Genomic DNA, 21,307 nt, shown 5'->3' with positions numbered 1-21,307 from the left:
CGCCGGATGCCACCGGGCCCCAGCTCGGCGACATCCGGCGAAACCGACCTCAAGGCCTGTTCGCGGCCTCGGCCGCCTTGATCAGATCGGCGCCGATTTCGTTTTCGAACTTCGTCCATACCGGGCGCATCGCCTCACGCCATTCGGCGCGCTGTGCCGGGGTCAGCTGGATGATCTCACTCTTGCCGGAATCGGCGATGGCGCGCTTGGCCTTCTGGTTGAGCTCGTCGGCCTGGCGGTTCACCTCCACCGTCACCTCGGCCATGATCTGTTCCAGCTCGCTGCGGACATCCTCGGGCAAGCCACGCCAGAACTGGGTATTGGTGATCACCATGTAATCGATCAGGCCATGGTCGGACTCGGTGATGTACTTTTGCACCTCATGCACCTTCTGGCTTTCGTAATTGGACCAGGTGTTCTCGGTGCCATTGACCACGCCGGTCTGCAGGCCCTGATAGACCTCGGCAAAGCTCATCTTGCGTGGGTTGGCACGCACGGCTTTGAACTGCTCTTCGAGCACCTGCGAAGCCTGCACACGAAACTTCAGCCCGCGCGCATCCTTGGGTTCGCGCAGTGGCTTGTTGGCCGACATTTGCTTGGTGCCGTTGTGCCAATAGGCCAGGCCAGTGATGTTCTTGCCCTCCATGGACGTCAGCAGCGCCTTGCCCTGCGGGCTGCTCTGGAAGCGATCGGCGGCAGCCAGATCATCGAACAGGAACGGCAGGTCGAAGATCTGGATTGGCTTGGCGTACTGTTCGAACTTGGCTAACGAGGGTGCCAACAGCTGGACATCGCCGATCAGCAACGCCTCCATTTCCTTGCCGTCACCGAACAGCGACGAGTTCGGATAGACCTCGACCCTCACCTTACCCGGCAGGCGCTCCTCGGCAAGCTTCTTGAACAGCAGGGCGCCCTGCCCCTTTGGCGTATTGTCCGCCACGACGTGAGAGAACTTGATGGTGATCGGCTCCGCTTGCGCGAAGCCTGCGAGAGTGAACGACAGCGCGCAGGCGAGCGCCTTGAGTTTGTTGCTCAGCATGGAAGTACCCCTTTTGTTGTTGTCGGTTGGTACGTTTCGCGGGCGTTGCGACGGTCAGGGGACCGCTTGCCCCGCACGTTGGAGCAGGCGGCGGGCCCGGCCGACGACAGGCGCATCGACCATCTGCCCATCCACCACGAAGACCCCATCACCGGATGCACCGGCCGCGAGGACGCGTTGCGCCCAGGCCAGTTCATCGACGCTGGGCATCAGCGTTTCGTGCACCACAGCGACCTGGCTGGGGTGAATGCACAGCAACCCGCCGAAGCCCATGTCGCGGGCGTCGGCGGCGAACCGGGCAAGGCCAGGGAGGTCCTTGATGTCGGGAAATACGCTGTCGAGCGGCGGAGCCAGCCCGGCAAGCCTGGACTGCAGCAGCAGCGCATAGCGCGCCTGGTCGAGGATGCGTTCGGCTGCGGCAGTGCCGCTGGACAATCCCAGATCGAGCCCAAGGTCCAGCGAGCCGAAGGACAGCCGCTCGACGCCGGGCGCCTGGGCAATTTCGGCAAGGTTGGCCAGCCCGCGTGCGCTTTCCACGATCGGCCACACCGGCCTGCCGCAGGCTGCGGCCAGGGCGACCTGCACGGCGCTTTCGACTTTGGGCAGCAACACACCGGCGACTCCGGAATGGCGGGCGCAAAGCGCCAGGTCCGCGGCCTGTTCGGCATGCGTCGGTGCGTTGATGCGCACCAGAACGCGAGCCTCCGGCGTGGCAGCCAGGAAGGCGTCAAGGTTGCCTCGAGCCTCGGCCTTGAGATGCTCCGCGACTGCGTCCTCAAGGTCGACGATGACCGCGTCAGCGCCCGCCGCCAGCGCCTTGGGAATGCGCTCCGGGCGGCTCGCCGGAACGAACAACGCAGTGCGGATTATGCGAGTCATAGACGTACCTTTTCAGATGGGTTCGTAGGGCGCAGGCAACCCACCACCATTGCCACGGCGGGACGCACCGTCATGAGCGGGACCATGCAGTGCGGGATGCGCTGAGCCTCCGACCCCACAGGGTGCGGCTGCCCTACCAAGGCCTTCATACCGCGCCCTGCTCATGCAGACGCTGAATATCGGCCGGCGCGTAACCCAGTTCCGCGAGCAACGTGTCGGTGTGCTGACCGAGCGCCGGGATCGGATCCATGCGTGGCGTAAACGCGGCGTTGCGACCAGGGGGCAACAAGGCCGGCACGCGTCCTGACGGGCTGTCCACTTCGCTCCAGCGCCCGCGCGCCTTCAACTGCGGGTGTGCCCAAACACCCGCCATGTCGTTGACGTGTGCATTGGCGATCGAGGCCGCCTCCAGGCGCTCGATCACCTGCTCGGCCGTCAGCTGGGCAAAGGTCTCGACGATGATGGCGCGGAGTTCGGCGCGGTTTTCCGAACGTCTCGCGTTCGTTGAAAAGCGATCATCCCCCGCCAGCGCCGGCTGCAGCAGGACCTTCTCACAGAACAGCCGCCACTCCCGCTCGTTCTGCAATCCCAGCATGACGGTGCCGCCATCGCCTGCGGGAAACGGCCCGTACGGGTAGATGGTGGAATGCGCGGCGCCCGCGCGCGGGGGCGGCGGCGCACCCTCGTAGGCGTAATACATGGGGTAGCCCATCCACTCGACCAGGCTTTCGAGCATGGAGACGTCGACGCGGCTACCCTCGCCCGTTTTGTCGCGCAACATCAGCGCCGAGAGCACGCCGGTGTAGGCGTACATGCCGGCGGCGATGTCGGCGATGGAACACCCGGCCTTGGCCATCTCGTTCTCGCCCGGCCCGCCAGTCACCGACAGGAAGCCGCCTTCGCTCTGGATCAGGAGGTCGTAGGCCTTCTTTTGCTCGTAGGGGCCACCTTCGCCATAGCCGGAGATGTCACAGACGATCAGCCGGGGGAATCGCTCGTGCAACGCCTCGAACGACAGCCCCATGCGCGCGGCGGCGCCCGGCGCGAGGTTCTGCACCAGCACGTCGGCGCGCGCCAGCAGCGCATCGAGCACGTCGCCGGCCTCGGGCGCCTTGAGGTCCAGCGCGACGCTTTCCTTTGAGCGATTGGTCCAGACGAAATGCGACGCCAGGCCGCTTACCCGTTCGTCATAGCCGCGTGCGAAATCGCCCACGCCCGGGCGCTCGACTTTGATCACGCGCGCCCCGAGATCGGCCAACTGACGAGTGCAGAACGGCGCGGCGATGGCGTGCTCAAGGCTGACCACGGTGATGCCGTCGAGGGGGCGGGGTTGGGCTTGGGTGTCGGTCATGTTCGGTTCCTGCAAATTCGGCGTAGGGTGGAAAACGGCAACGCCTTTTCCACGCGTCTGTTCCAGCCCCTGGGGACTCTGGCGTCACTCTGGTGGATGAGGCTTCGCCGTCATCCACCCTACGATTCTTGCCGTTTAGTAGGAGCGAGCTTGCTCGCGATCAGCGAGGACAGGCTTCGCGAGCAAGCTCGCTCCTACAGGTTCTGTATTGCCTAGGCTCACGCGATAACGCCAAGATCATCTGTTTCGCGCAACCGCCAGACCGTGTCGATCAGCACGCCCGCCTCGTCATCGCTGCGCGCCGCGGAGAACTGCACCAGGCGGCGAAATTTGTCCTCCAGCTCGGCGCGGCTCAGCGTGTTGCCCGGGTCGCCCTTCGGCTCGTCGATGGCGCCGTGCAGCGTGCGGCCATCAGCGGTGATCACTTCGACGCGACCGAGCCAGCGTGCCGGGTAGGCGCCATCCACCTCGGGATCGAGCGTCATCGAGACCTTCTCGCGGAACTGGCCGACGCGCGGGTCGCTGAGCGCATGGCTGTGGAATTCGGTCAGGCCGGCCTTGCCGTACAGGGCGATCAGCCCCAGCACGGTGCCCATGGAAAACTTCGCCTGATGCACCGTTTGCGGCTCCGTCACACGGCCCAGCACGTCGATCGCGCCCTGGTGCACACGGGTGGTGATCGAGGCGATGTCATCGGCCCCGAGCCCTTCGCGCTGCATCAACTCGAGCAGTGCATCGGCCGCCGGGTGCGTGTGGCGGCAGGAGGCGTGGAATTTGAACGAGGTTTCGGCCAGCGCCCAGCGCATGCCGAGGCGGTCGGACAGCCTGCTCGGGTCGGCATCACTGGACATACCGGCGGCCATGCCCTGCTCGCCTTCAAGGATGTCCTGCGCGCCGGTCAGCCCGTCACGCGTCAGATAGGCGGCGAGCAACCCATCGGCAGCCGCCTTGGCGGTGTGCAGCTGCTTGGAATCCGCCGCGTCACGGAGAAACTCCCAAAGCCCGGCCGCCTGCGTACCCGCATTACCGTGCAGGTGAGTGAACTGCCGCTGATCGAAGTCCATCAGCTTGCCGACCGCCACGGCTGCGGCCAGCGTGCCGACCGTCGCCGTGGTGTGAAAGATGCGGTAGTGCGAGCGGCCAAGGAATTCGCCGATACGGATGCCCGCCTCGTAGCCGGCGACCGATGCCAGCAAGAGGTCGCGACCAGACTTGCCCAGGTGTTGCGCCGCCGCCAGCGCCGCCGGGAAGACCACGGTAGCCGGGTGCAGCACCGAGCTGTTGTGCAGGTCATCCTGCTCGACCAGATGCGAGCTGGCGGCGTTGATCAGCGCGGCGAAATAGGCCGAGCTGCCGCGACGATTGACCAAAATGCGTGACGGACCGTCCGCCGGGCCCATCGTCTGTGCGTAGCGTTCGAACAAGGGAATGGGGTGCGCGCCGTGGCTGGCGAGGGCCGAGCCGAGCCAGTCGAGAAACAGGTCTTCGGTGCGGGCCAGCACCGCGTCAGGAATCTGCTCGTAACGCAGCCCGGCGAGGAATTCGGTGAGCGCGCGGGTGTGTTGGCTCATGCGGGAAGCTCCAGCGGGTTCGACAGTTCGATGAGGTTGTGGTCAGGGTCGCGCAGATACACCGAGCGGATCAGGCCGGTCGCCCCGGTGCGCTTGACCGGGCCTTCGACGATGGCGACCTGCTGCACTTCAAGATGCGCGATCACCTGCTCCAGCGGCGTGGCGACGATAAAGCACAGGTCAGCCGAACCCGGCGTCGGCCGCGCGGCCTTGGGCTCGAATTCGCGGCCGGCCTGGTGCAGGTTGATTTTCTGGTTGCCGAAGGCCAGCGCCTTGCGGCCCTCGCCGAAGGTCACCGCCTGCATGCCGAGCACGCGGGTATAAAAGTCGACCGTTGCGTCGAGGTCGGCGACGGTGAGGACCAGATGGTCGAGGTGGCTGATATTCATGACGCACGTCCCTCTTTCGTAGGGTGGAAATCGCGAAGCATTTCCACGACCTGTGTCGCCTGTTCGATACGCGTGGAAAAGACCTACGGTCGTTTCCACCCTACGGTCCTGTTGCTTACCTGTAGGAGCGAGCTTGCTCGCGAAGCCGTCCTTGCACCTCGTTCGCGAGCAAGCTCGCTCCTACAATCGCCCTCAAAAACTGCGCGGCAGCTCGAGCAGGTGCTCGGCCACGTACGACAGGATCAGGTTGGTGGAGATGGGCGCGACCTGGTACAGCCGGGTCTCGCGGAATTTGCGTTCGACGTCGTATTCATTGGCGAAACCAAAACCGCCGTGGGTCTGCAGACAGGCGTTGGCAGCCTCCCAACTGGCCTTGGCCGCCAGGTACTTGGCCATGTTGGCCGCGGCTCCGGCGTTGCGCCCGCTGTCGTATTCCTCACAGGCGCGCCAGCGCATCAGGTCGGCCGCTTCCACCTCGATATGCGCCTCGGCAATGGGAAACTGCACCCCCTGGTTCTGCCCGATGGGCCGGCCGAACACGACGCGATCGCGCGCGTACTGCGCGGATTTCTCGATGAACCAGCGACCGTCGCCGATGCACTCGGCGGCGATCAGCGTGCGCTCAGCATTCAGGCCGTCGAGGATATAGCGAAAGCCCTTGCCCTCCTCGCCGATCAGGCTGCTGGCGGGAATTTCCAGGTTGTCGAAGAACAGCTCATTGGTCTCGTGATTGACCATGTTGGCGATCGGCTGGACGGTCAGGCCGTTGCCGATGGCCTCGCGCAGGTCGACGAGAAATATCGACATGCCCTCGGACTTTTTCTTTACCTCGGCGAGCGGCGTGGTGCGCGCCAGGAGGATCATCAGGTCCGAATGCTGGATGCGCGAGATCCACACCTTCTGGCCATTGATGACGTACTTGTCGCCCTGCTTCACCGCCGTGGTCTTGATTTTCGTCGTGTCGGTGCCGGTGGTCGGCTCAGTCACGCCCATGGACTGCAGGCGCAGCTCGCCGCTGGCGAGCTTGGGCAGGTAGTAGCGCTTTTGCTCCTCGCTGCCGTTTCTGAGCAAGGTGAACATGTTGTACATCTGCCCGTGGATGGTCCCGGAGTTGCCGCCGCAGCGGTTCACTTCCTCGAGGATCACCGAGGCCTCGGCCAGACCCAGCCCCGAGCCGCCGAATGCTTCTGGAATCATCGCTGAGAGCCAGCCGGCCTCGGTCATCGCCTTGACGAAGGCTTCCGGGAAGCCCTTCTCCTCGTCGAGCTTGCGCCAGTAGTCGGCGGGGAATTCGGCGCAGAGGGCGCGCACGCCTTCGCGGATGAAGTTCAGTTCTTCGGTCTTGTTCGGTTTCATCTCGGTTCCTTAGAAAAACGGGCGATGGTGTGTAGGCTCGACCTTCCCCCTCACCCCAGCCCTCTCCCTCAGGGAGAGGGGGCTGCTTTTGGCGTTTGGCTGGGCCGACTGCTAACGCCATCATCTTGAAGCCGGCCGGCTGGCTATTTCGCGCGGCCCTGACCACCCTGCAAAATCAGTCCCCTCTCCCCCTTGGGGAGAGGGTTAGGGTGAGGGGCCGGAGTCCCGCCATACACCTCACTCGAATTCCACTTCAGCCTTCTGCGCCAAGCCGTTGTGGTCGCCTGCCCAAAGCTCGGCCTTGCCCGGCGCAACGATGCGCCCGCCCACCTCGAAGGGTTGCGGCACCACCAACGGGCGCAGGCCGCGATAGGTGAAGCGGCGCAGACGGGCGTCGGGGTTGGCGCGGCAGAACGCGCGCAGGTTCAGCGTGGCGATCAGCGGGCCATGCACCACCAGGCCGGCGTAACCTTCGGTCTCGGTGACATAGGGCCAGTCGTAATGAATGCGATGGCCGTTGAAGGTCACCGCCGAATACCGAAACAGCAGCGTCGGGGTCGGTGTCACCGCTTCGCGCCAGTTGCCAGTGATCAGCGCTTCGCTGCTGCGGGTCTTCGGCGGGCTCGGCTCGCGGTAGACGATGTCCTGCTCCTCGCGAATGGCCAGGCGGCCATCCTGCAGGTAGTCGTGCTGTACGGTGACGAAAAGGAGCGAACCAGTGCCGCCGCGCTTTTCCTCAATGCGCGTAATGGTGGAGAAGCGCGTGGCCTCGGCCCCGGCCAGCAGCGGCTCGATGAACTCGACGCGCCCGCCGGCCCACATCCGATTACGGTTATCCGCTGGCGGGAGGAAGCCGCCACGGGCCGGGTGCCCATCCTGCCCCAACCCCGTTTCGGCGAGCGGCTCCTGGAAGAAGCACCACTGCCACAAGGGCGGGAGCGCTTCGCCATGGCCGGGCGTGGCCTGGCCTAGGGTGGCGGCGATGCGCATCAGCAGGTTACGGCTGAGCTGGTCATGGACTTCTTCGGTGCGGCCTATCCAGGCGGTGACGTCGGTCATCTCGGCTTCCGGCTGTGTTGTTGTGTCCAGAGCATGCGCCGCGCCTCGCATTCTGTGAATTTGCATTTCCCGACCCCGGCGTTCGGCTATGCTGAACGCCGAACCCACTGAGTATCGCCATGCATTTCGATCTGCCCGACCTGCGCCTGTTCGTCCATATCGCCGAAAGCCCAAGCCTGACGCAGGGCGCGCGCCGGGCGCACCTGTCTCCTGCTGCGGCTAGTGCGCGAATCAAGGCACTGGAAGCGCAGCTCGACAGCCGCCTGCTCTATCGCGACAGCCGCGGCGTCGAACTCACACCGGCCGGACACAAGCTGCTGCAGCACGCGCGGCTGATTCTCAGGCAGGTCGATTACCTGAAAAGCGAGTTCACCGACCACGGCGCCGATTCGGCGGGTCACATCCGTATTTTTGCCAACACCACGGCGGTAACTGAATTCCTGCCTGAGATTCTTGCGGGCTTTCTTGCCGAGCGGCCAGGCGTGACCGTCGACCTGCAGGAGCGCTTGAGCCGGGACATCGTGCGCGGTGTGCTCGACGGCAGCACCGACCTCGGCATCATCGCCGGGCCGGTCCAGGCGCAGGGGCTCGAGGTGCTGCACTTCAGCACCGACCGGCTGGTGTTGGCCGTTCCGGTCGGCCATCCGCTGGCCAGCGAAGCGCGCGTCGACCTGAGCCGAACATTGGCCTACCAGCACATCGGTTTGCATGAGGGCAGCACGCTGCTGACATTCCTGCGCGATCAGGTGGACCGCCTCGGCGCGACTCTGTCGCTACGCATTCAGCTGTCCAGTTTCGAGGCGGTGTGCCGGATGATCGAGGCGGGAGTCGGCATCGGCATCATTCCTGAATCTGCGGCCAAGCGGCACAGCCGGACGATGCGCCTGGCGCTGGTCGAACTCGACGAGCCCTGGGCTATCCGCGAGCGCAGCATCCTCGTCCGCGAATTCGACGCCCTGCCCGGTAGCGTGCGCGCATTGATTGCCGCTCTCGCCCCGGCCAAACCCTGAGCCACTGCAGCGCTCGACGAACATTTGCGCCTGGCGACTGCCGAAACCGGTACGCATCGCAACTTGGAAGCCCTGCATGGCCACGCCGAACAACCGCCTGTTTCGCCTCTACCAGCGCATCGTCAGCAGCATCGCCTTCTATCCCGCGCTGATTTCACTCGGCCTGGTGCTGTTGTGCGTTGTCAGTATCTGGATAGAGATGACTTACCTGCAGGCCTACAAGGAAGATCTCAAGCTCGGCCTGGTCAACAATGCCGAGAACGCCAGGCTGATACTCGGCACGCTGGTTGGCGGCATCATCTCGCTGATGGTGTTCAGCTTCAGCATGGTGATGGTGGTGCTCAACGCGGCCTCCTCGACGCTCTCGCCGCGTGTGATTCCAAGCCTGATCAGCAGCCGCAATCACCAGTTCATCCTGGGTATCTATCTTGGGACGATCATCGACTCGCTACTGCTGATTCTCACGATTCAGGAAGGCGACGACATCAACATCCCCAGCCTTGGCATCTTTCTCGCGCTGGGGCTGGGCATCATCAGCCTGTGCCTTTTCATCATGTTCATCCGGGAGATTTCCCAGTCGATCCAGGTCGACTTCATCCTCAACAACCTCTTCAAGAAGACGCTAAAGGAACTGGATGTCCTGGAGGCCAAGCTCGATGAGCTGAGCGACCAGCCGCAGTGGCCGGACGACCGGGGCTGGAAGGTGGTCCGCTCGACTCGTGCCGGCTACTTCAAGGCATTCAACAGCGAAGCGGCCAAAGCACTGCTGAAAGAGCACGACCTGTGCATGACCATCCAGGTGCACAACGGTTTTTTCGTGATGCCCGGCCACCCCTTGTTCAGGCTCAATCGCGAAGCCGACGACGAAGTGATCGACACGCTGCTCGATGCCTTTGATTTCTATGTCGAGGAGTACGCGAACCAGCACTACTTCTTTGGCTTCAAGCAGATCACCGAAATCGCCAGTAAGGCGCTCAGCCCCGGCATCAACGACCCGGGTACGGCGATCAAGGCCATCGACATGCTTGGCCTGCTGTTCGCCAAGCGCCTCAAGCTCCCAGACTTCGATGTTGCCTGCGAGCCCGAAGAGCCGCCTCGGCTATACATCCGCGAGCTGGATCTGCCGCAGATGCTCCTGGCCGTGCTGGGCCCACCACGCCACTATGGCGCCGGCGATACACAGGTCGTGCTCAGCCTGCTGCAGTGCTACAAGAACCTGCTGTTTTGCGATCCGGGTGCTGAGACCGAAGCTGTCTTGCTCGCGCATGCGCAAGCCGTGGTCGACGAGGCTTTGGAGCACATTGCCCAGCAACCGGACCGCGAGGCGATAGACGCCGCCATACAGCGGCTCAACGAAGCCATTAGCCACAATAGGCCGCTGGAAAAAACGATATGCGCGGAATCCTGACCGGGAAAAACTGCCCAAGCAGCAACGGGCGGAGCCCAGCGGGGCGCAGCGCCCGCGATTGACGTTTCACGGCAGCCAGCCAGACGAACCGGTTGCCATCACCGTATTACTTGCCTAGGGTTGTTCGACATGAAGTCCTTGATTGCCCCCATCAGTTCGTTGCTGGGCGGAGTAGCTTTGCTGCTGCTCGGTCACGGCCTGCTCAATACACTGCTCACCCTGCGCGGTGTCGCCGAGGGGTATTCGACCGGCCTGATCGGTCTGCTCATGTCCGGCTACTTCGCAGGCTTCCTTGTCGGCACCTGGCTGGCACCCTCCCTGATCCGCCGGGTCGGGCATATCCGCACCTTCGCCTTTTACGCCGCGCTCGCTTCGGTCGCCGTGTTGCTACACGTGATTATCGTCAACCCTTGGGTCTGGCTGGTGCTCAGGGTGATGTATGGCGTCGCGCTGGTCACGCTTTACATGGTCATCGAAAGCTGGCTCAACGCGCAGGTCAGTGGCGAGAAGCGCGGCCAGGTGTTCGCGGTGTACATGGCCGTCAACCTCGGCGCGCTTGCCGCCGCTCAGCAGCTGCTGAGCCTGGACAGCCCGATGAACTTCACGCTGTTCGCGCTCGCCGCCATCCTCGTCAGCGCCGCGCTGATGCCCATCACCCTCACCCGCCAGGCTCAGCCGGCACAGCCGGACATGCCGCCCACCGACCTGCTGCAACTGGCGCGTATCGCGCCGCTGCCGTTGATGGCCGCTGGTATCTCCGGGCTCACCCTGGGCGGTTTTTGGGGCCTGGCGCCTGTGTATGCGTCACAGAGCGGCTTCGATGCCTCTGGCGTCGGCCTGCTGATGAGCGTGACCATCCTCGGCGGCGCCGTGCTGCAGTGGCCTATCGGGCTTTTCTCCGACAAGCATGACCGGCGTCTGGTACTCCTGTGGGTGGTGGGCGTTGGCGCGGCGCTGGCAGTGGCGATGACGCCACTCACCGCTGGCCCTGCCCTGCTGGGCGTGATGTTCCTGTGGGGCGGCCTTGCGTTCTCGATCTATTCGATCGCCGTCGCGCAGATGGTCGACCAGTTGCATCCGGACGAAATCCTCTCCGGCTCCAGCGGCCTGTTGCTCGCCAACGGCTTCGGCGCCGCCTTCGGCCCGGTGGTCGCGGGTGGCCTGATGAGCTTCTTCGGGCCAAAGGCCTTGCCGGTGTTCTTCGCCGTGACGCTGGCCTTCCTCGCACTGTATTCATACTTCCGTGCGCGGCGTGTCTTCGACCTTGTCACCGAGCCGCACGGCCACTTCACGCCAATGCTGCGGACCAGCCCAACCGTGCTGGAGTTGATGCCGGACAATCCGGAAGGCGAAGTCGCCGAGGCGGACGTTCTGGATCAGGGCCAGGTCCCGCGGGACGAAGAGGAGCTGGCTGCCGAGCCCCGTACCGGAACGCATTGATCGAGCGCAACCTGCCGGCAAGCGGCAGGTCCGCCCTGTGTCAGTAGTCCACCTTGCCGCGCCCGGCCTTGATCGCGCCGCGCTTGCTCTTGCCATCCAGGCGGCGCGTCTTCGAACCCAGCGTCGGACGCGTCGGGCGGCGCGCCTTCACCACCTTGTTCACGCTACGGATCAGTTCGGCGAGGCGCTCCAGGGCATCGGCGCGGTTCTGCTCCTGCGTACGAAACTGCTGGGCCTTGATGACGATCACGCCGTCGCCGTTGATGCGGCTGTCGCGCAGTGCCAGCAGGCGCTCCTTGTAGAACTCGGGCAATGACGAGGCATGAATATCGAAACGCAGGTGTACTGCGCTGGAGACCTTGTTGACGTTCTGCCCGCCAGCGCCCTGGGATCGGATGGCGTTCAGCTCGATCTCGGCATCGGGAAGCTGCACGCTGTTGGAAATTTCTAACATCGAACCCTCTGAGTCGGCGCCACGTACGAAGGCGCTTTATTGTCGACGAGTCGCGCCCGCCCGACACGTTTTAACAAGATTTGCCGAACATGAGGACTGGCCGCTTCGGCTACTGTAGCCCGCTCGCAACAGACGGAACCCACGCATGGATTCGATCACCCAGGCTCTTCTCGGCGCCACCGTTCAAGCCTCCCTACTCGGGCGCTGGCAGGGCCGCAAGGCGCTGCTCTACGGCGCCGTACTCGGCACACTGCCTGACCTTGACGTCGTGCTCGACTTCGGCGACGCCATCGCCAACATGACTTACCACCGCGGCTTCAGCCACTCGTTGTTCGTCCTCAGCCTGTTGGCCGTGGCGCTGACCTGGTTGGCGCGGCGGATACGGCCCGACCCAGCGTACAGCGCCAACCGGCTCCTGCTCACTGTGTGGCTGGTGCTCGTCACCCATGTGTTGCTCGACACCTTCACCAGCTATGGCACCCAGCTGTTCTGGCCGCTGACCACGCCGCCGGTTGCCTGGTCGAGCGTGTTCATCATCGACCCGCTGTACAGCGTACCGTTGCTGTTGGCCGTGTTGATCAGCGTCTTCGCCGGCATGAAGGGCCGCCAGCCTACGCCTTCCATCGTCGCACTCGCTATTTCCACGCTGTACCTGGGCTCCACCCTGGCCGGCAAGCAGATGGCCGAGCATCGTGTCGACGCCGCCATGGCTGAGCAAGGCATCCAGGCCGAGCGCGTCTTTAGCACCCCGACGCCCTTCAACAGCCTGCTGTGGCGAGTCATCGTGATTGATGGCGAGGATTACCACGAGGCACTGGTCAGCTGGTTCGACCGGGACCCACCGCAACTGGTGCGCCTGCCCCGTGGCGCCGGGCTCGCCGACGCGCTCGCGGCCTCGCCGCAGCATGCCCGCCTGGAGTGGTTCACCGGCGGCGTGATGCGCTATGACGAGATCGACGACCGCCTGCTGGTGACGGACCTGCGTCTGGGCATGACCGGCTTTCACCCGTTCCGTTTCCCCATGGCCGAGCGTAGCGACGACGGCTGGGCGCTGATCTCCGAGGTGGAGCGGCTGCCCGCCGAGCGTGGCGACCTGGACCGGCTCAAGCTGATCTGGCGACGCATCTGGGCTCAGCAGCCCGCCCTGCCGCTGGCCGAATGGGCAGCGGAACTCGAGCGGCGCTAGGGGCGCCGCCGCTGCTGCCAGCGGCCAATGCCATAGAGCGCCGCACCCAGAGCCATCAACAGCGCCGCCCGCAGCCAGGTGCCGGCGCTCTGCTGGGACAACAGCACCAGGCAAGACAGGATCGCCAACACGGGCAGAACCGTCGGGGTGCGAAAGTGCGGCGTGGCGACGCTGTCCTTGCGCAGCACCAACACGGCGACGTTTGTGGACATGAAGACGAACAGCAACAAGAGCACCACGGTCTCGGCCAGGGCGCGGAGCGTGCCCGTCACAGTCAGAATCATCGCTAGAAGCGTGGTGACGATGATCGCCAGCCAGGGTGTACGCCGCGCAGGCAGCACACGAGTGAGCACCGAAGGCAGCAAGCCCTCGTCGGCCATTCCGTAGGCCAGCCGGCTCGACATGATCATCGTCAGCAACGCGCCATTGGCCACCGCAACCAGCGCCACCGCGGCGAACAGCCAGTCCGGTACGCGATAGCCGGTGGCCCGTACGACATCGAGCAGTGGCGCGGAAGAATCTGCCAACACTGCCGGCGGCAGCACCGCGGTCGCTGCCATGCCGACACCGACATACACAAACCCTGCCACCAACAGTGCACCGAACAGTGCGCGAGGGTAGTTGCGCTGGACATTCTTGACCTCTTCGGCAACGTTCGCCGACACCTCGAAACCGACGAAGGAATAGAACGCGATCAAGGCAGCGCCGAGGACCGCGATGGCGGGAGACACATCGGGTGCGAATTCGAGAACGCGTGAGGGCTCGCCCGCCCCGCCGAGGAGAAAACGAGCCGCCAGCACGATCACGAACAGCAACCCCGACACCTCGATGACCGTCATCACCGCGTTAGCCCCGAGCGACTCCTTGATACCTCGCGCATTGAGCAGTGCGACAAAGGTCAGAAAGACCAGCGCGGTGGGCACCGCCGGCGTATCGAGAAACGCGCCGAGGTAGTCACCAGCGAAGGCCAGCGACAGCCCGGCGGCACTGGTCACGCCAGCCGCAAGCATGCTGAACCCCACCAGAAACGACAGCAGGGGTTTGCCAAAAGCGCGTTCGGCAAACACAGCCGCACCACCTGCCTTGGGGTATTTGGTGACCAGCTCCGCGTAGGACGCCGCCGTCAGCAGCGCGAACCCCAGGGCAACCAGCAAAGGCACCCAGACCGCTCCGCCCGCCTCGCCAGCAATCTTGCCGACAAGCGCGTAGACGCCGGCACCCAGCACGTCGCCAAGAATGAACAGAAACAATGCAGGGCCGGTAATCGCCTGCTTGAGGCGGGACTCACCTGCGACAAATGCCGTGGTTTTCATCTGGCGCGCGCCTCATCTGTGCGGCGGCAGGGGGCGAACGGAAGGGGTTTCAAGCGGGCGTCTCCAGAACATGCAGCGCGATGTGCGTTACATGTCTAGAGCCAAGAGGGATCGCTGGAGTTCAGCTCGGGAAATGACAGGCCAGGACTCGGCCACGGATCGCCGACTGCAGGACGGCCTTTAGGGAATCCCAAAGACCGCCCGGTAGGAGCCCCAACCTCGGGGCGAAGCGCTCTACCCCGGAGCCGCACCCACCTCCCATTCGAGTGCGCGGCTCCCACGGGAGGAACCACAGGATCAGGTGCGGAAGCGCGCCACCAAGCCCTGCAACTCGACACCAAGCCGGGCCAGCTCGGCGCTGGCAGCAGCGGTCTGCTCGCTGCCGCTGGCGCTCTGCTCGCCGATGTCACGCACGCGCGTCACGCTCTCGGAAATGTTCTCGGCCACGGCACTTTGCTGCTCGGCTGCAGCTGCGATCTGCTGGTTCATCTGCTCGATGGTCGACACCGATTCGGTGATGCGGCCCAAGGCGCTGCCGGCCTCGTTGGCCAGGTCGACGGTGTGTTGGGTCAGGTCGCGGCTGGTCTGCATCTGCTCGACCGCCTTCTGCGCGACGCGTTGCAGGTTGCCGATCAGCCCTTCGATTTCCTCGGTCGAGTCGTGCGTGCGCCGCGCCAGTGCGCGCACCTCGTCCGCCACTACGGCGAAACCGCGACCCTGTTCACCCGCACGCGCCGCTTCGATCGCAGCGTTCAGCGCTAGCAGGTTGGTCTGCTCGGCCACGGCGCGAATCACTTCGAGCACAGTGCCGATGCGCCCGCTTTCATTGTTGAGTTCCTCGATAGCCTGGGCCGAATGCTCGACCTCACCGGACAGGCTGCCAATCTGGCCGATCGCTTCCTGCACCACCAGGTCGCCCTGGCGAGCCTGCTGGTCGGCTTCGCGCGCTGCCAGCGACGCCTGCTCAGCATTCTGCGCGACTTCCTGCACAGTCGCGGCCATCTCATGCATGGCCGTGGCGACCTGTTCAGTTTCGACACGCTGCTTCTGAACGCCTGCGCTGGTTTGCGCGGTGACAGCCGACAGCTGCTCGGCCGCCGTCGCGATCTGGCTAACGCTGCCACCAATTCGGCCAATCAATCCACGAAGGCTGTCGGTCATGCCATACATAGCGTGCTGCAATTGGCCCAGCTCGTCGCGACGGCTCACCTTTTGCGATTGGGTCAGATCACCATCGGCCACGCGCTGCGCCAGCTGCACGGTGTAGCGAAGCGGCACGACGATCATGCGCGAGATCAGCGTCGCCGCGGCGATACCGATGACGACCGCCAATAGCCCGATGACGGCGAGCAGCATGTAGGCGTTGCTGCGCTGCGCCTGCATCGCCTCGGTCGCCTCGCCAAGCGCCTCATTAGCGGTATCGAGGATGCGCTGGGCCTGCCGGACCATGTCCTGCTCCAACGCGATGCGCGAAGCACGGCTGTTGCGGAATTCGTCGAAGGCCTGTTTGTAGCTGGCCAGTGCGGCAATTGCACCATCCATCGTGGCCTTCTGGTCGTCGTCGAGCCAGGTCTTGAGGCTGGTGCCGATGGTGGTCACATCGTCGTAGGCTTCACTCCACCGGGTGATCGCTTCCTCAGAGTTGTTGGCGATGAAGACGTTTTCGAAGGTCCGCAGGTCGAGGATTTTCTTGGTCAGGCCTGAGGCTGCTTCGGCAATGGTCAATGGGTCGCTACCTCTGAGGCGGTCGCCCTCAAGACGCAGCACTCGTACCGCGTCGTACATGTCCAGCTCGATGTATTCAAATTCTTCGCGACTCTTCTGGGCCGCCTCGGCCATGCGCTCGCGCAGTTGGGCGCCGCGGTCGATCAGCCGGCCGTAGTCGGAAAACTCCGTGGCGTATTCGGCGGCGTCGCTGCGAATGCGCTGCAACAGTTCCTGCTCGTGCTCGTCGGAGCGCTCGGTCAGCTCATCAAGTTCGTTGTTGAGCCGGTCCAGTGTGCTGCGCAGGGCTGTCGCGGAGGCTTCGCTGCGGGTCAGCGCGTAGTCGCGCTCCAGGCCGCGGGCTTCGAGGATCGCCGCGTTGATGCGCGAGAGCTGGTTCGTCTGGTACGAACGGGACAGGATCGAGTCCACTGCATAGAAGCCGGTGCCGGCGACACCCAGGGTCAGCAACAAGACCATGGCGAAGCCAAGCAACAGCTTCTTGCCTACGGAAAGGTTGGCGAAGAGATCGGACTGCATCTGAAATTCCTAGTTGAAGGGAGGCGCACCCAAGGAGTCGGCAGGTGGCGGAGAAAGTTGAACAAGAATTCAGACAGATTTAATCAGGCATTGATGGCACAGTGCCGGCAACTCGTATCGACAGTCACAGGCCGTGCAGGAAGATGCGTTCAATGCTGCTGCAAATGCCCATAAAGCCTGGCGTAGAGCCCGCCGTCGGCGATGAGCTGCTGGTGATCACCCTGCTCGGCAATGCGTCCGGCATCGAACACCAGCACCCGGTCGGCCTGTTTCACCGCTGATAGGCGATGGGCGATGATCAGCGTCGTGCGGCCTTGCAGGAAGCGGTTCAGTCCCTGATGCAATGCGTATTCGGTCGCCGCGTCCAACGCTGAGGTGGCTTCGTCGAGAATCACCACCTTGGGCTCGGCCAGCACCATGCGCGCCACGGCCAGGCGCTGGCGCTGGCCGCCGGACAAGCGCACCCCGGAGCGCCCCACGATGCTGTCCAGCCCAGCCGGCAATTGACGAATGGTGTCGGCCAACTGCGCTATTTCCAGCGCGTGCCAGCACGCCTGGTCGTCGCGCTCACGGCCCATCAGCAGATTGGCGCGCACGCTGTCGTTGAACAACGCTGGGTGCTGCAGTACCACGGCGACGTTGTCGCGCACCGTGCCCAGACCGATTGCCTCGATCGGCACACCCCCAAAGTGGATCTGCCCGGCCTGGGGCTGATAGAGGCCCAGCAGCAGCTGGACCAGCGTGCTCTTGCCGCCACCGCTGGCACCAACGATGGCGACCTTCTCTCCCGCCTCGATGGTCAGATCCAGCCCTTCCAGCACGGGTTCGTCCTGGTAGGAGAAGCGCAGATCCCGCACCTCGATCTTCACGGTATCGCACCCGGCGAAGGGGTCCCGGCCGCCGGCGTACTGGGGCTCGTCCGAGCGCGCCAGAAGCTGGTTGATACGCCCCAAAGCCCCGCCGGCGGCGTAATAGGCATACTGCAGATTGAGCAGTTGTTCGACCGGGCCGATCATGAACCAGAGGTAGCTGAATACGGCGAGCATCTGGCCAATCGAGAGGTCCGAAAGCAGCACCGTGAGCATCGCCGCAGCGCGGAAAATATCGATGCCGAACTGAAACAGCAGCCCGCTGGCGCGGTTCGAGGCGTCCGTCTTCCATTGCGAGGCAACGGCATGATCGCGAACCTCCCGCGCGCGCAGGCCGAGCCGGCCGAGAAAGAAGCCCTGGCGATTACCGGCGCGCACTTCCTGGATCGCGTCCAGCGTTTCGGTGAGTGCCTGGGTGAACAACGACGTGCTGTCGTTTTCCAGTTTCTTCAGGTGTTTGACGCGCTTGCCCAGCTGCACCGTGGCATAGATCACCAGCGGGTTGAACAGCAAAATCAGCATCGCCAGTTGCCAATGCATCCAGATCAGGATGGCCGCCGTGCCGGCGATCGACAGCAGCGCGACGAGCAACCGGCTCAGGGTTTCGCCGATGAATTTGTCGATCGTCTCCAGATCAGTGACCAAGTGCGCGGCTACGGTACCGCCGCCAAGGCTTTCATATTCGCTCAGGGAAATGCGCTTGAGCCGCTCGATCAGCCGAATGCGCACGCGATAGACGAGGTCTTTCGACAACCGTGCGAACAGCCGCGCCTGGAGCACGTTGAAAACCAGCGCGCAAGCCCTGAGCAGCAGCGTGACGCAGAGCATCAGGGCAATGTAGCCGATCGCCGTTTGCCAGCCGGCCGGCAGGAAGCGGTCCATCACGCGCAACGCGGTATCGCCCTGCCCCAACAACACCTCGTCGACGAGCAGCGGCAACAACAACGGGATCGGTACGCTGCAAAGCGTCGCCAGCACCGCCACCAGGTTCGCCAGTACCAGCGACCGGCGATGGCGCAGCGCGAGACGGCGGATCTCCGCCCAGCTGAGCTGGTCAGGCATTCAGGTTGTGCTCCAGCCAGCGCTGTAGCAGCGGCGCCAATGCCTCGAGCGGCTGATATCCGTTGGTGAGCAATGCGAGCTGGCCCTGATGCTCGGCGAGCAGCGTCGGGAAGCCAGCGATGCCCAGGTTACGCGCCCATTCGAAATCGGCAGCGGTCTCGTCACGCGCGGGCTGCGAGCTGAACTGCTCGGAAAATTCGATCCTCGGTATGCCAGCGGACTCGGCCAGATCCAGCAGCTCGGGTGGCAGCGTCACGTTGCGCCCTTGCACATAGAACGCCTGTTGAATCAGGCCGACCAGGCGCCAGGCGCTGTGCGGATCGAGCCGGCGGGCGGCCACCAGTGCCCGGCAGGCTGGTTCGGTGTCGTAGACCAGCCCGTCGGGCAGGCCTGCTTCGAAGTTGAACGGCTGGCCGGTCGCCTCGTGCACCGCGCGCCAGTAGGACGCCGTGCGGTCCCGTCCGGCCTGGTCCATCGCCGTAAGCTCGTGTCGCAGGCCGCCGACGACCAGGTCGGTCGATACGCCCTGGGAAGCAGCTTGCTCCATGAGCGCATCGACGACCGGGGCGAAGCCCCAGCACCAGGAGCACATCGGGTCCATCACGTAGATCAGTCGAGTGCTCATGGCGGCTCCGGTAGGCGTCAGGCGGATGGGATCAAGCGTCCTGCTTTCGGTAGTTGTAGCCGATCGGATGCGGCTGGTTGCGCTGGAGCGCCAGTTCGATCTGCTTCTGCCGCTCGCGCGCGCTGGTGCGCGTCTTCTCGCTGAGCGTATTCCAGCAGTGTGGGCAGCTGATGCCAGGGACATAGTGTTCCGACTGGCGGTCTTCGGCGGAAATCGGCAAGCGGCAGGCGTGGCACTGGTCGAAATCGCCCTCGCTAAGGTCATGGCGGACCGTCACCCGGTTGTCGAACACGAAGCAATCGCCCGTCCAGCGGCTCTGCTCCTGCGGTACCTCTTCGAGATATTTGAGGATGCCGCCCTTGAGGTGATAGACCTCTTCGAAGCCTTCGCCGAGCATGTAGCTGGACGCCTTTTCGCAGCGAATGCCGCCGGTGCAGAACATGGCGACCTTCTTGTGCCGGGCCGGGTCGAAATTCGCCTTGATGTAGTCGGGAAACTCACGGAAGGACTTGGTCTGCGGATCGATCGCGCCGTCGAAGGTGCCGATGGCCACCTCATAATCGTTACGGGTGTCGATCAGCAGAACCTCGGGATCTTCGATCAGCGCGTTCCAGTCCTGCGGCTCGACATAGGTGCCGACGCGTTGATTGGGGTCCACGCCTGGAACGCCGAGGGTGACGATCTCTTTCTTCAGTTTGACCTTGGTGCGATAGAACGGCTGCTCGTCGCAGAAGGACTCCTTGTGGTCGATATCGGCCAGGCGCGCGTCCTGGGCGAACCAGGCGAACAATGCATCGATGGCCTGGCGAGTGCCCGACACCGTGCCGTTGATGCCTTCTTCGGCGAGCAGCAAGGTGCCCTTGATGCCATTGGCCTCGAGCACAGCCAGCAACGGCTCGCGCAATTCGACATAGTCCGGCAGCGAAACGAACTTGTAGAGCGCCGCGACGACGATCTTCTGGGTCATGAATTCATCCTGCAGTAGTCGCCCACGTAAAGGGCGGACTGGGAAAAAGAAAAACCGGCCATACGGCCGGGGCGCGAATTCTAGCAAAAGGCGGTTCCAAGCCGAAGGCACCTGCTATCGGGGCGCACTGAGCTCGTACCGCGAGTGCCAGCGCCGCTTACCGCTGCACGATCACAGATCGTGCTTGCTGCCACCGCGGCAGGTGGGCGAATCCGGTGCGCTGCCTTGTTCTGCCCATTCGGCGGGCGTGTAGGTGTGCAGGGCCAGCGCGTGGATCTGCTGCATCAGATCGCCCATGGCACCGTACGCCTTCTGGTGCCGCTTGACGGCGTTCAGCCCGGCGAACTGCTCGCTGACGATGACCGCCTTGTAGTGGGTTTCCTGTCCGCGGCTGTGCATGTGGCTTTCGTCTTGCACGTCCAGGAACTGAGGGGCCAAGGCTGCGTTGAGGGTGGTTTCAATGGTGGCGAGTTTGCTCATCGAGCGCGTGCTCCGTCAGGGCTTCTTGGGGGCGAGTTCGTTGGTCATGTCGGTGAGCAGCTTGTTCACCTGCGGCACTGCGCTCTCCAGCTTGGCCTGGGTGACCTGGGCCGAGCGGGCATTGAGTTGCGGCAGGCGGCTCAGCATCTTGCGTCCGAGCTCGGACTGGTAAAAGGCGTTCAGGTCGGCCAGCTCCTGTTCGGTGAAGGCCTCGGTGTAGAGCGTGACGAGGTCGGGTTTAACCTGCTCCCAGCCGATCGCTTTATCAAGCGCAGCGTCAGCCTGCGACTGGTAGCGCTCGAGCAAGGCACGCTTGTCTTCCGGCGCGCCGGCTTGAGCGAAACGCTCTGCAAACATCTGCTGGACTTGGGCATAGACCGGCACGGAAAGGCGATCGGCATTGACCAGCTCGAGGAATTGTTCGGCCTTGGCCGCGTGGCCGGCCTGGTCAGCGCTGGCCTGCGTGCTGAAGATCGGCAGCAGCAGCGCGCCGCAGAGGCCGATTTTACGAACGAGATGCATGAGGTGTTCCTTGATGTCTGGCAAGTGGGCTCGACGCGCATTCTGCGCGCCAGGCTCTGAACCCTCAACATCGGCGGCCGGGC

The 21,307-nt window shown here is 64.1% G+C and carries 19 protein-coding genes and 1 pseudogene; 4 read left to right on the top strand and 16 right to left on the bottom strand.

All coding sequences use genetic code 11. The annotated features are described in order from the left end of the window. Positions 1-49: 49 nt before the first annotated feature. From M1D78_RS07730 to M1D78_RS07700, 7 genes are all read right to left on the bottom strand, one after another. On the bottom strand, positions 50-1,039 hold the full coding sequence (locus M1D78_RS07730) for a TRAP transporter substrate-binding protein (protein WP_437419804.1): 990 nt from the start codon (positions 1,037-1,039) through the stop codon (positions 50-52). A 54-nt stretch (positions 1,040-1,093) separates the two neighbouring features. Further along, entirely contained in the window at positions 1,094-1,918 is an 825-nt protein-coding gene (locus M1D78_RS07725; RefSeq protein ID WP_437419805.1) for an HpcH/HpaI aldolase/citrate lyase family protein, read from the bottom strand. A gap of 145 nt (positions 1,919-2,063) precedes the next feature. Then, positions 2,064-3,269, bottom strand: coding sequence for a CaiB/BaiF CoA transferase family protein (locus tag M1D78_RS07720; protein ID WP_437419806.1), 1,206 nt, complete (start codon positions 3,267-3,269; stop codon positions 2,064-2,066). A 218-nt stretch (positions 3,270-3,487) separates the two neighbouring features. After that, entirely contained in the window at positions 3,488-4,840 is a 1,353-nt protein-coding gene (locus tag M1D78_RS07715; RefSeq protein ID WP_437419807.1) for an MmgE/PrpD family protein, read from the bottom strand. After that, positions 4,837-5,229, bottom strand: a complete 393-nt coding sequence (locus M1D78_RS07710; RefSeq protein ID WP_437419808.1) for a VOC family protein — start codon at positions 5,227-5,229, stop codon at positions 4,837-4,839. Before M1D78_RS07710 ends, M1D78_RS07715 begins: the two co-directional genes overlap by 4 nt. Before the next feature lie 192 nt (positions 5,230-5,421). Beyond that, positions 5,422-6,585, bottom strand: a complete 1,164-nt coding sequence (locus M1D78_RS07705; protein WP_437419809.1) for an acyl-CoA dehydrogenase family protein — start codon at positions 6,583-6,585, stop codon at positions 5,422-5,424. 237 nt (positions 6,586-6,822) lie between these two features. After that, positions 6,823-7,644, bottom strand: coding sequence for an HTD2 family dehydratase (locus M1D78_RS07700; protein WP_437419810.1), 822 nt, complete (start codon positions 7,642-7,644; stop codon positions 6,823-6,825). Between the two features lie 119 nt (positions 7,645-7,763). On the opposite strand from M1D78_RS07700, the gene M1D78_RS07695 reads away from it, so the two are divergent. The 3 genes from M1D78_RS07695 (at position 7,764) to M1D78_RS07685 (ending at position 11,502) form a co-directional block, all read left to right on the top strand. Continuing rightward, positions 7,764-8,654 carry a LysR family transcriptional regulator gene (locus M1D78_RS07695; RefSeq protein ID WP_437419811.1) on the top strand — a complete coding sequence of 297 codons (891 nt, stop codon included), beginning with the start codon at positions 7,764-7,766 and terminating at the stop codon, positions 8,652-8,654. Positions 8,655-8,730: 76 nt separating this feature from the next. Next, positions 8,731-10,062 (top strand): DUF2254 domain-containing protein, encoded by a 1,332-nt coding sequence (locus M1D78_RS07690; RefSeq protein WP_437419812.1) that lies wholly within the window; start codon positions 8,731-8,733, stop codon positions 10,060-10,062. Between the two features lie 129 nt (positions 10,063-10,191). Further along, the gene (locus tag M1D78_RS07685) at positions 10,192-11,502 is read left to right on the top strand and encodes an MFS transporter (protein ID WP_437419813.1); all 1,311 of its coding nucleotides are present in this window, start codon (positions 10,192-10,194) and stop codon (positions 11,500-11,502) included. Between the two features lie 40 nt (positions 11,503-11,542). On the opposite strand, the gene arfB is transcribed toward M1D78_RS07685, so the two are convergent. After that, positions 11,543-11,956 carry an alternative ribosome rescue aminoacyl-tRNA hydrolase ArfB gene (arfB, locus tag M1D78_RS07680; protein WP_437419814.1) on the bottom strand — a complete coding sequence of 138 codons (414 nt, stop codon included), beginning with the start codon at positions 11,954-11,956 and terminating at the stop codon, positions 11,543-11,545. 145 nt (positions 11,957-12,101) lie between these two features. Between arfB and M1D78_RS07675 the strand changes: the two genes are divergently transcribed. Continuing rightward, on the top strand, positions 12,102-13,142 hold the full coding sequence (locus M1D78_RS07675) for a metal-dependent hydrolase (RefSeq protein ID WP_437419815.1): 1,041 nt from the start codon (positions 12,102-12,104) through the stop codon (positions 13,140-13,142). Here the strand turns inward: M1D78_RS07675 and M1D78_RS07670 are convergent. The 8 genes and pseudogenes from M1D78_RS07670 to M1D78_RS07635 form a co-directional block, all read right to left on the bottom strand. Next, positions 13,139-14,455 (bottom strand): APC family permease, encoded by a 1,317-nt coding sequence (locus M1D78_RS07670; protein ID WP_437419816.1) that lies wholly within the window; start codon positions 14,453-14,455, stop codon positions 13,139-13,141. The genes M1D78_RS07675 and M1D78_RS07670 overlap by 4 nt on opposite strands. 297 nt (positions 14,456-14,752) lie before the next feature. After that, a complete protein-coding gene (locus M1D78_RS07665; RefSeq protein ID WP_457933583.1) occupies positions 14,753-15,457 on the bottom strand; it encodes a methyl-accepting chemotaxis protein in 705 nt (234 codons plus the stop codon). Positions 15,458-15,658: 201 nt separating this feature from the next. Continuing rightward, a pseudogene (locus tag M1D78_RS07660) lies at positions 15,659-16,639 on the bottom strand (methyl-accepting chemotaxis protein); the annotation flags it as partial. A gap of 209 nt (positions 16,640-16,848) precedes the next feature. Beyond that, on the bottom strand, positions 16,849-18,630 hold the full coding sequence (locus M1D78_RS07655) for an ABC transporter ATP-binding protein (protein ID WP_437419818.1): 1,782 nt from the start codon (positions 18,628-18,630) through the stop codon (positions 16,849-16,851). Further along, positions 18,623-19,255, bottom strand: a complete 633-nt coding sequence (locus M1D78_RS07650; protein WP_437419819.1) for a DsbA family protein — start codon at positions 19,253-19,255, stop codon at positions 18,623-18,625. Before M1D78_RS07650 ends, M1D78_RS07655 begins: the two co-directional genes overlap by 8 nt. Before the next feature lie 31 nt (positions 19,256-19,286). After that, the gene (trhO, locus tag M1D78_RS07645) at positions 19,287-20,222 is read right to left on the bottom strand and encodes an oxygen-dependent tRNA uridine(34) hydroxylase TrhO (RefSeq protein WP_437419820.1); all 936 of its coding nucleotides are present in this window, start codon (positions 20,220-20,222) and stop codon (positions 19,287-19,289) included. A 171-nt stretch (positions 20,223-20,393) separates the two neighbouring features. Next, on the bottom strand, positions 20,394-20,702 hold the full coding sequence (locus tag M1D78_RS07640) for a BolA family protein (RefSeq protein ID WP_437419821.1): 309 nt from the start codon (positions 20,700-20,702) through the stop codon (positions 20,394-20,396). A 15-nt stretch (positions 20,703-20,717) separates the two neighbouring features. Then, complete coding sequence (locus tag M1D78_RS07635; protein WP_437419822.1) at positions 20,718-21,224, bottom strand: DUF2059 domain-containing protein; 507 nt, start codon at positions 21,222-21,224, stop codon at positions 20,718-20,720. Positions 21,225-21,307 lie beyond the last annotated feature (83 nt).

It is taken from the genome of Pseudomonas sp. SA195 (genome assembly GCF_054131565.1).
The sequence above is the reverse complement of the archived record's forward strand: the minus strand, read 5'-3'. Positions and strand labels throughout refer to the sequence as shown.

Coding starts and splice junctions, on each gene's coding strand:
- M1D78_RS07670 (WP_437419816.1), bottom strand. CDS start 14,455: ATGAAAACCACGGCATTTGTCGCAGGTGAGTCCCGCCTCAAGCAGGCG.
- M1D78_RS07635 (WP_437419822.1), bottom strand. CDS start 21,224: ATGCATCTCGTTCGTAAAATCGGCCTCTGCGGCGCGCTGCTGCTGCCG.
- M1D78_RS07715 (WP_437419807.1), bottom strand. CDS start 4,840: ATGAGCCAACACACCCGCGCGCTCACCGAATTCCTCGCCGGGCTGCGT.
- M1D78_RS07665 (WP_457933583.1), bottom strand. CDS start 15,457: ATGGCCGCGACTGTGCAGGAAGTCGCGCAGAATGCTGAGCAGGCGTCG.
- M1D78_RS07710 (WP_437419808.1), bottom strand. CDS start 5,229: ATGAATATCAGCCACCTCGACCATCTGGTCCTCACCGTCGCCGACCTC.
- M1D78_RS07725 (WP_437419805.1), bottom strand. CDS start 1,918: ATGACTCGCATAATCCGCACTGCGTTGTTCGTTCCGGCGAGCCGCCCG.
- M1D78_RS07640 (WP_437419821.1), bottom strand. CDS start 20,702: ATGAGCAAACTCGCCACCATTGAAACCACCCTCAACGCAGCCTTGGCC.
- M1D78_RS07730 (WP_437419804.1), bottom strand. CDS start 1,039: ATGCTGAGCAACAAACTCAAGGCGCTCGCCTGCGCGCTGTCGTTCACT.
- M1D78_RS07655 (WP_437419818.1), bottom strand. CDS start 18,630: ATGCCTGACCAGCTCAGCTGGGCGGAGATCCGCCGTCTCGCGCTGCGC.
- trhO (WP_437419820.1), bottom strand. CDS start 20,222: ATGACCCAGAAGATCGTCGTCGCGGCGCTCTACAAGTTCGTTTCGCTG.
- M1D78_RS07685 (WP_437419813.1), top strand. CDS start 10,192: ATGAAGTCCTTGATTGCCCCCATCAGTTCGTTGCTGGGCGGAGTAGCT.
- M1D78_RS07690 (WP_437419812.1), top strand. CDS start 8,731: ATGGCCACGCCGAACAACCGCCTGTTTCGCCTCTACCAGCGCATCGTC.
- M1D78_RS07720 (WP_437419806.1), bottom strand. CDS start 3,269: ATGACCGACACCCAAGCCCAACCCCGCCCCCTCGACGGCATCACCGTG.
- M1D78_RS07650 (WP_437419819.1), bottom strand. CDS start 19,255: ATGAGCACTCGACTGATCTACGTGATGGACCCGATGTGCTCCTGGTGC.
- M1D78_RS07705 (WP_437419809.1), bottom strand. CDS start 6,585: ATGAAACCGAACAAGACCGAAGAACTGAACTTCATCCGCGAAGGCGTG.
- M1D78_RS07700 (WP_437419810.1), bottom strand. CDS start 7,644: ATGACCGACGTCACCGCCTGGATAGGCCGCACCGAAGAAGTCCATGAC.
- M1D78_RS07695 (WP_437419811.1), top strand. CDS start 7,764: ATGCATTTCGATCTGCCCGACCTGCGCCTGTTCGTCCATATCGCCGAA.
- arfB (WP_437419814.1), bottom strand. CDS start 11,956: ATGTTAGAAATTTCCAACAGCGTGCAGCTTCCCGATGCCGAGATCGAG.
- M1D78_RS07675 (WP_437419815.1), top strand. CDS start 12,102: ATGGATTCGATCACCCAGGCTCTTCTCGGCGCCACCGTTCAAGCCTCC.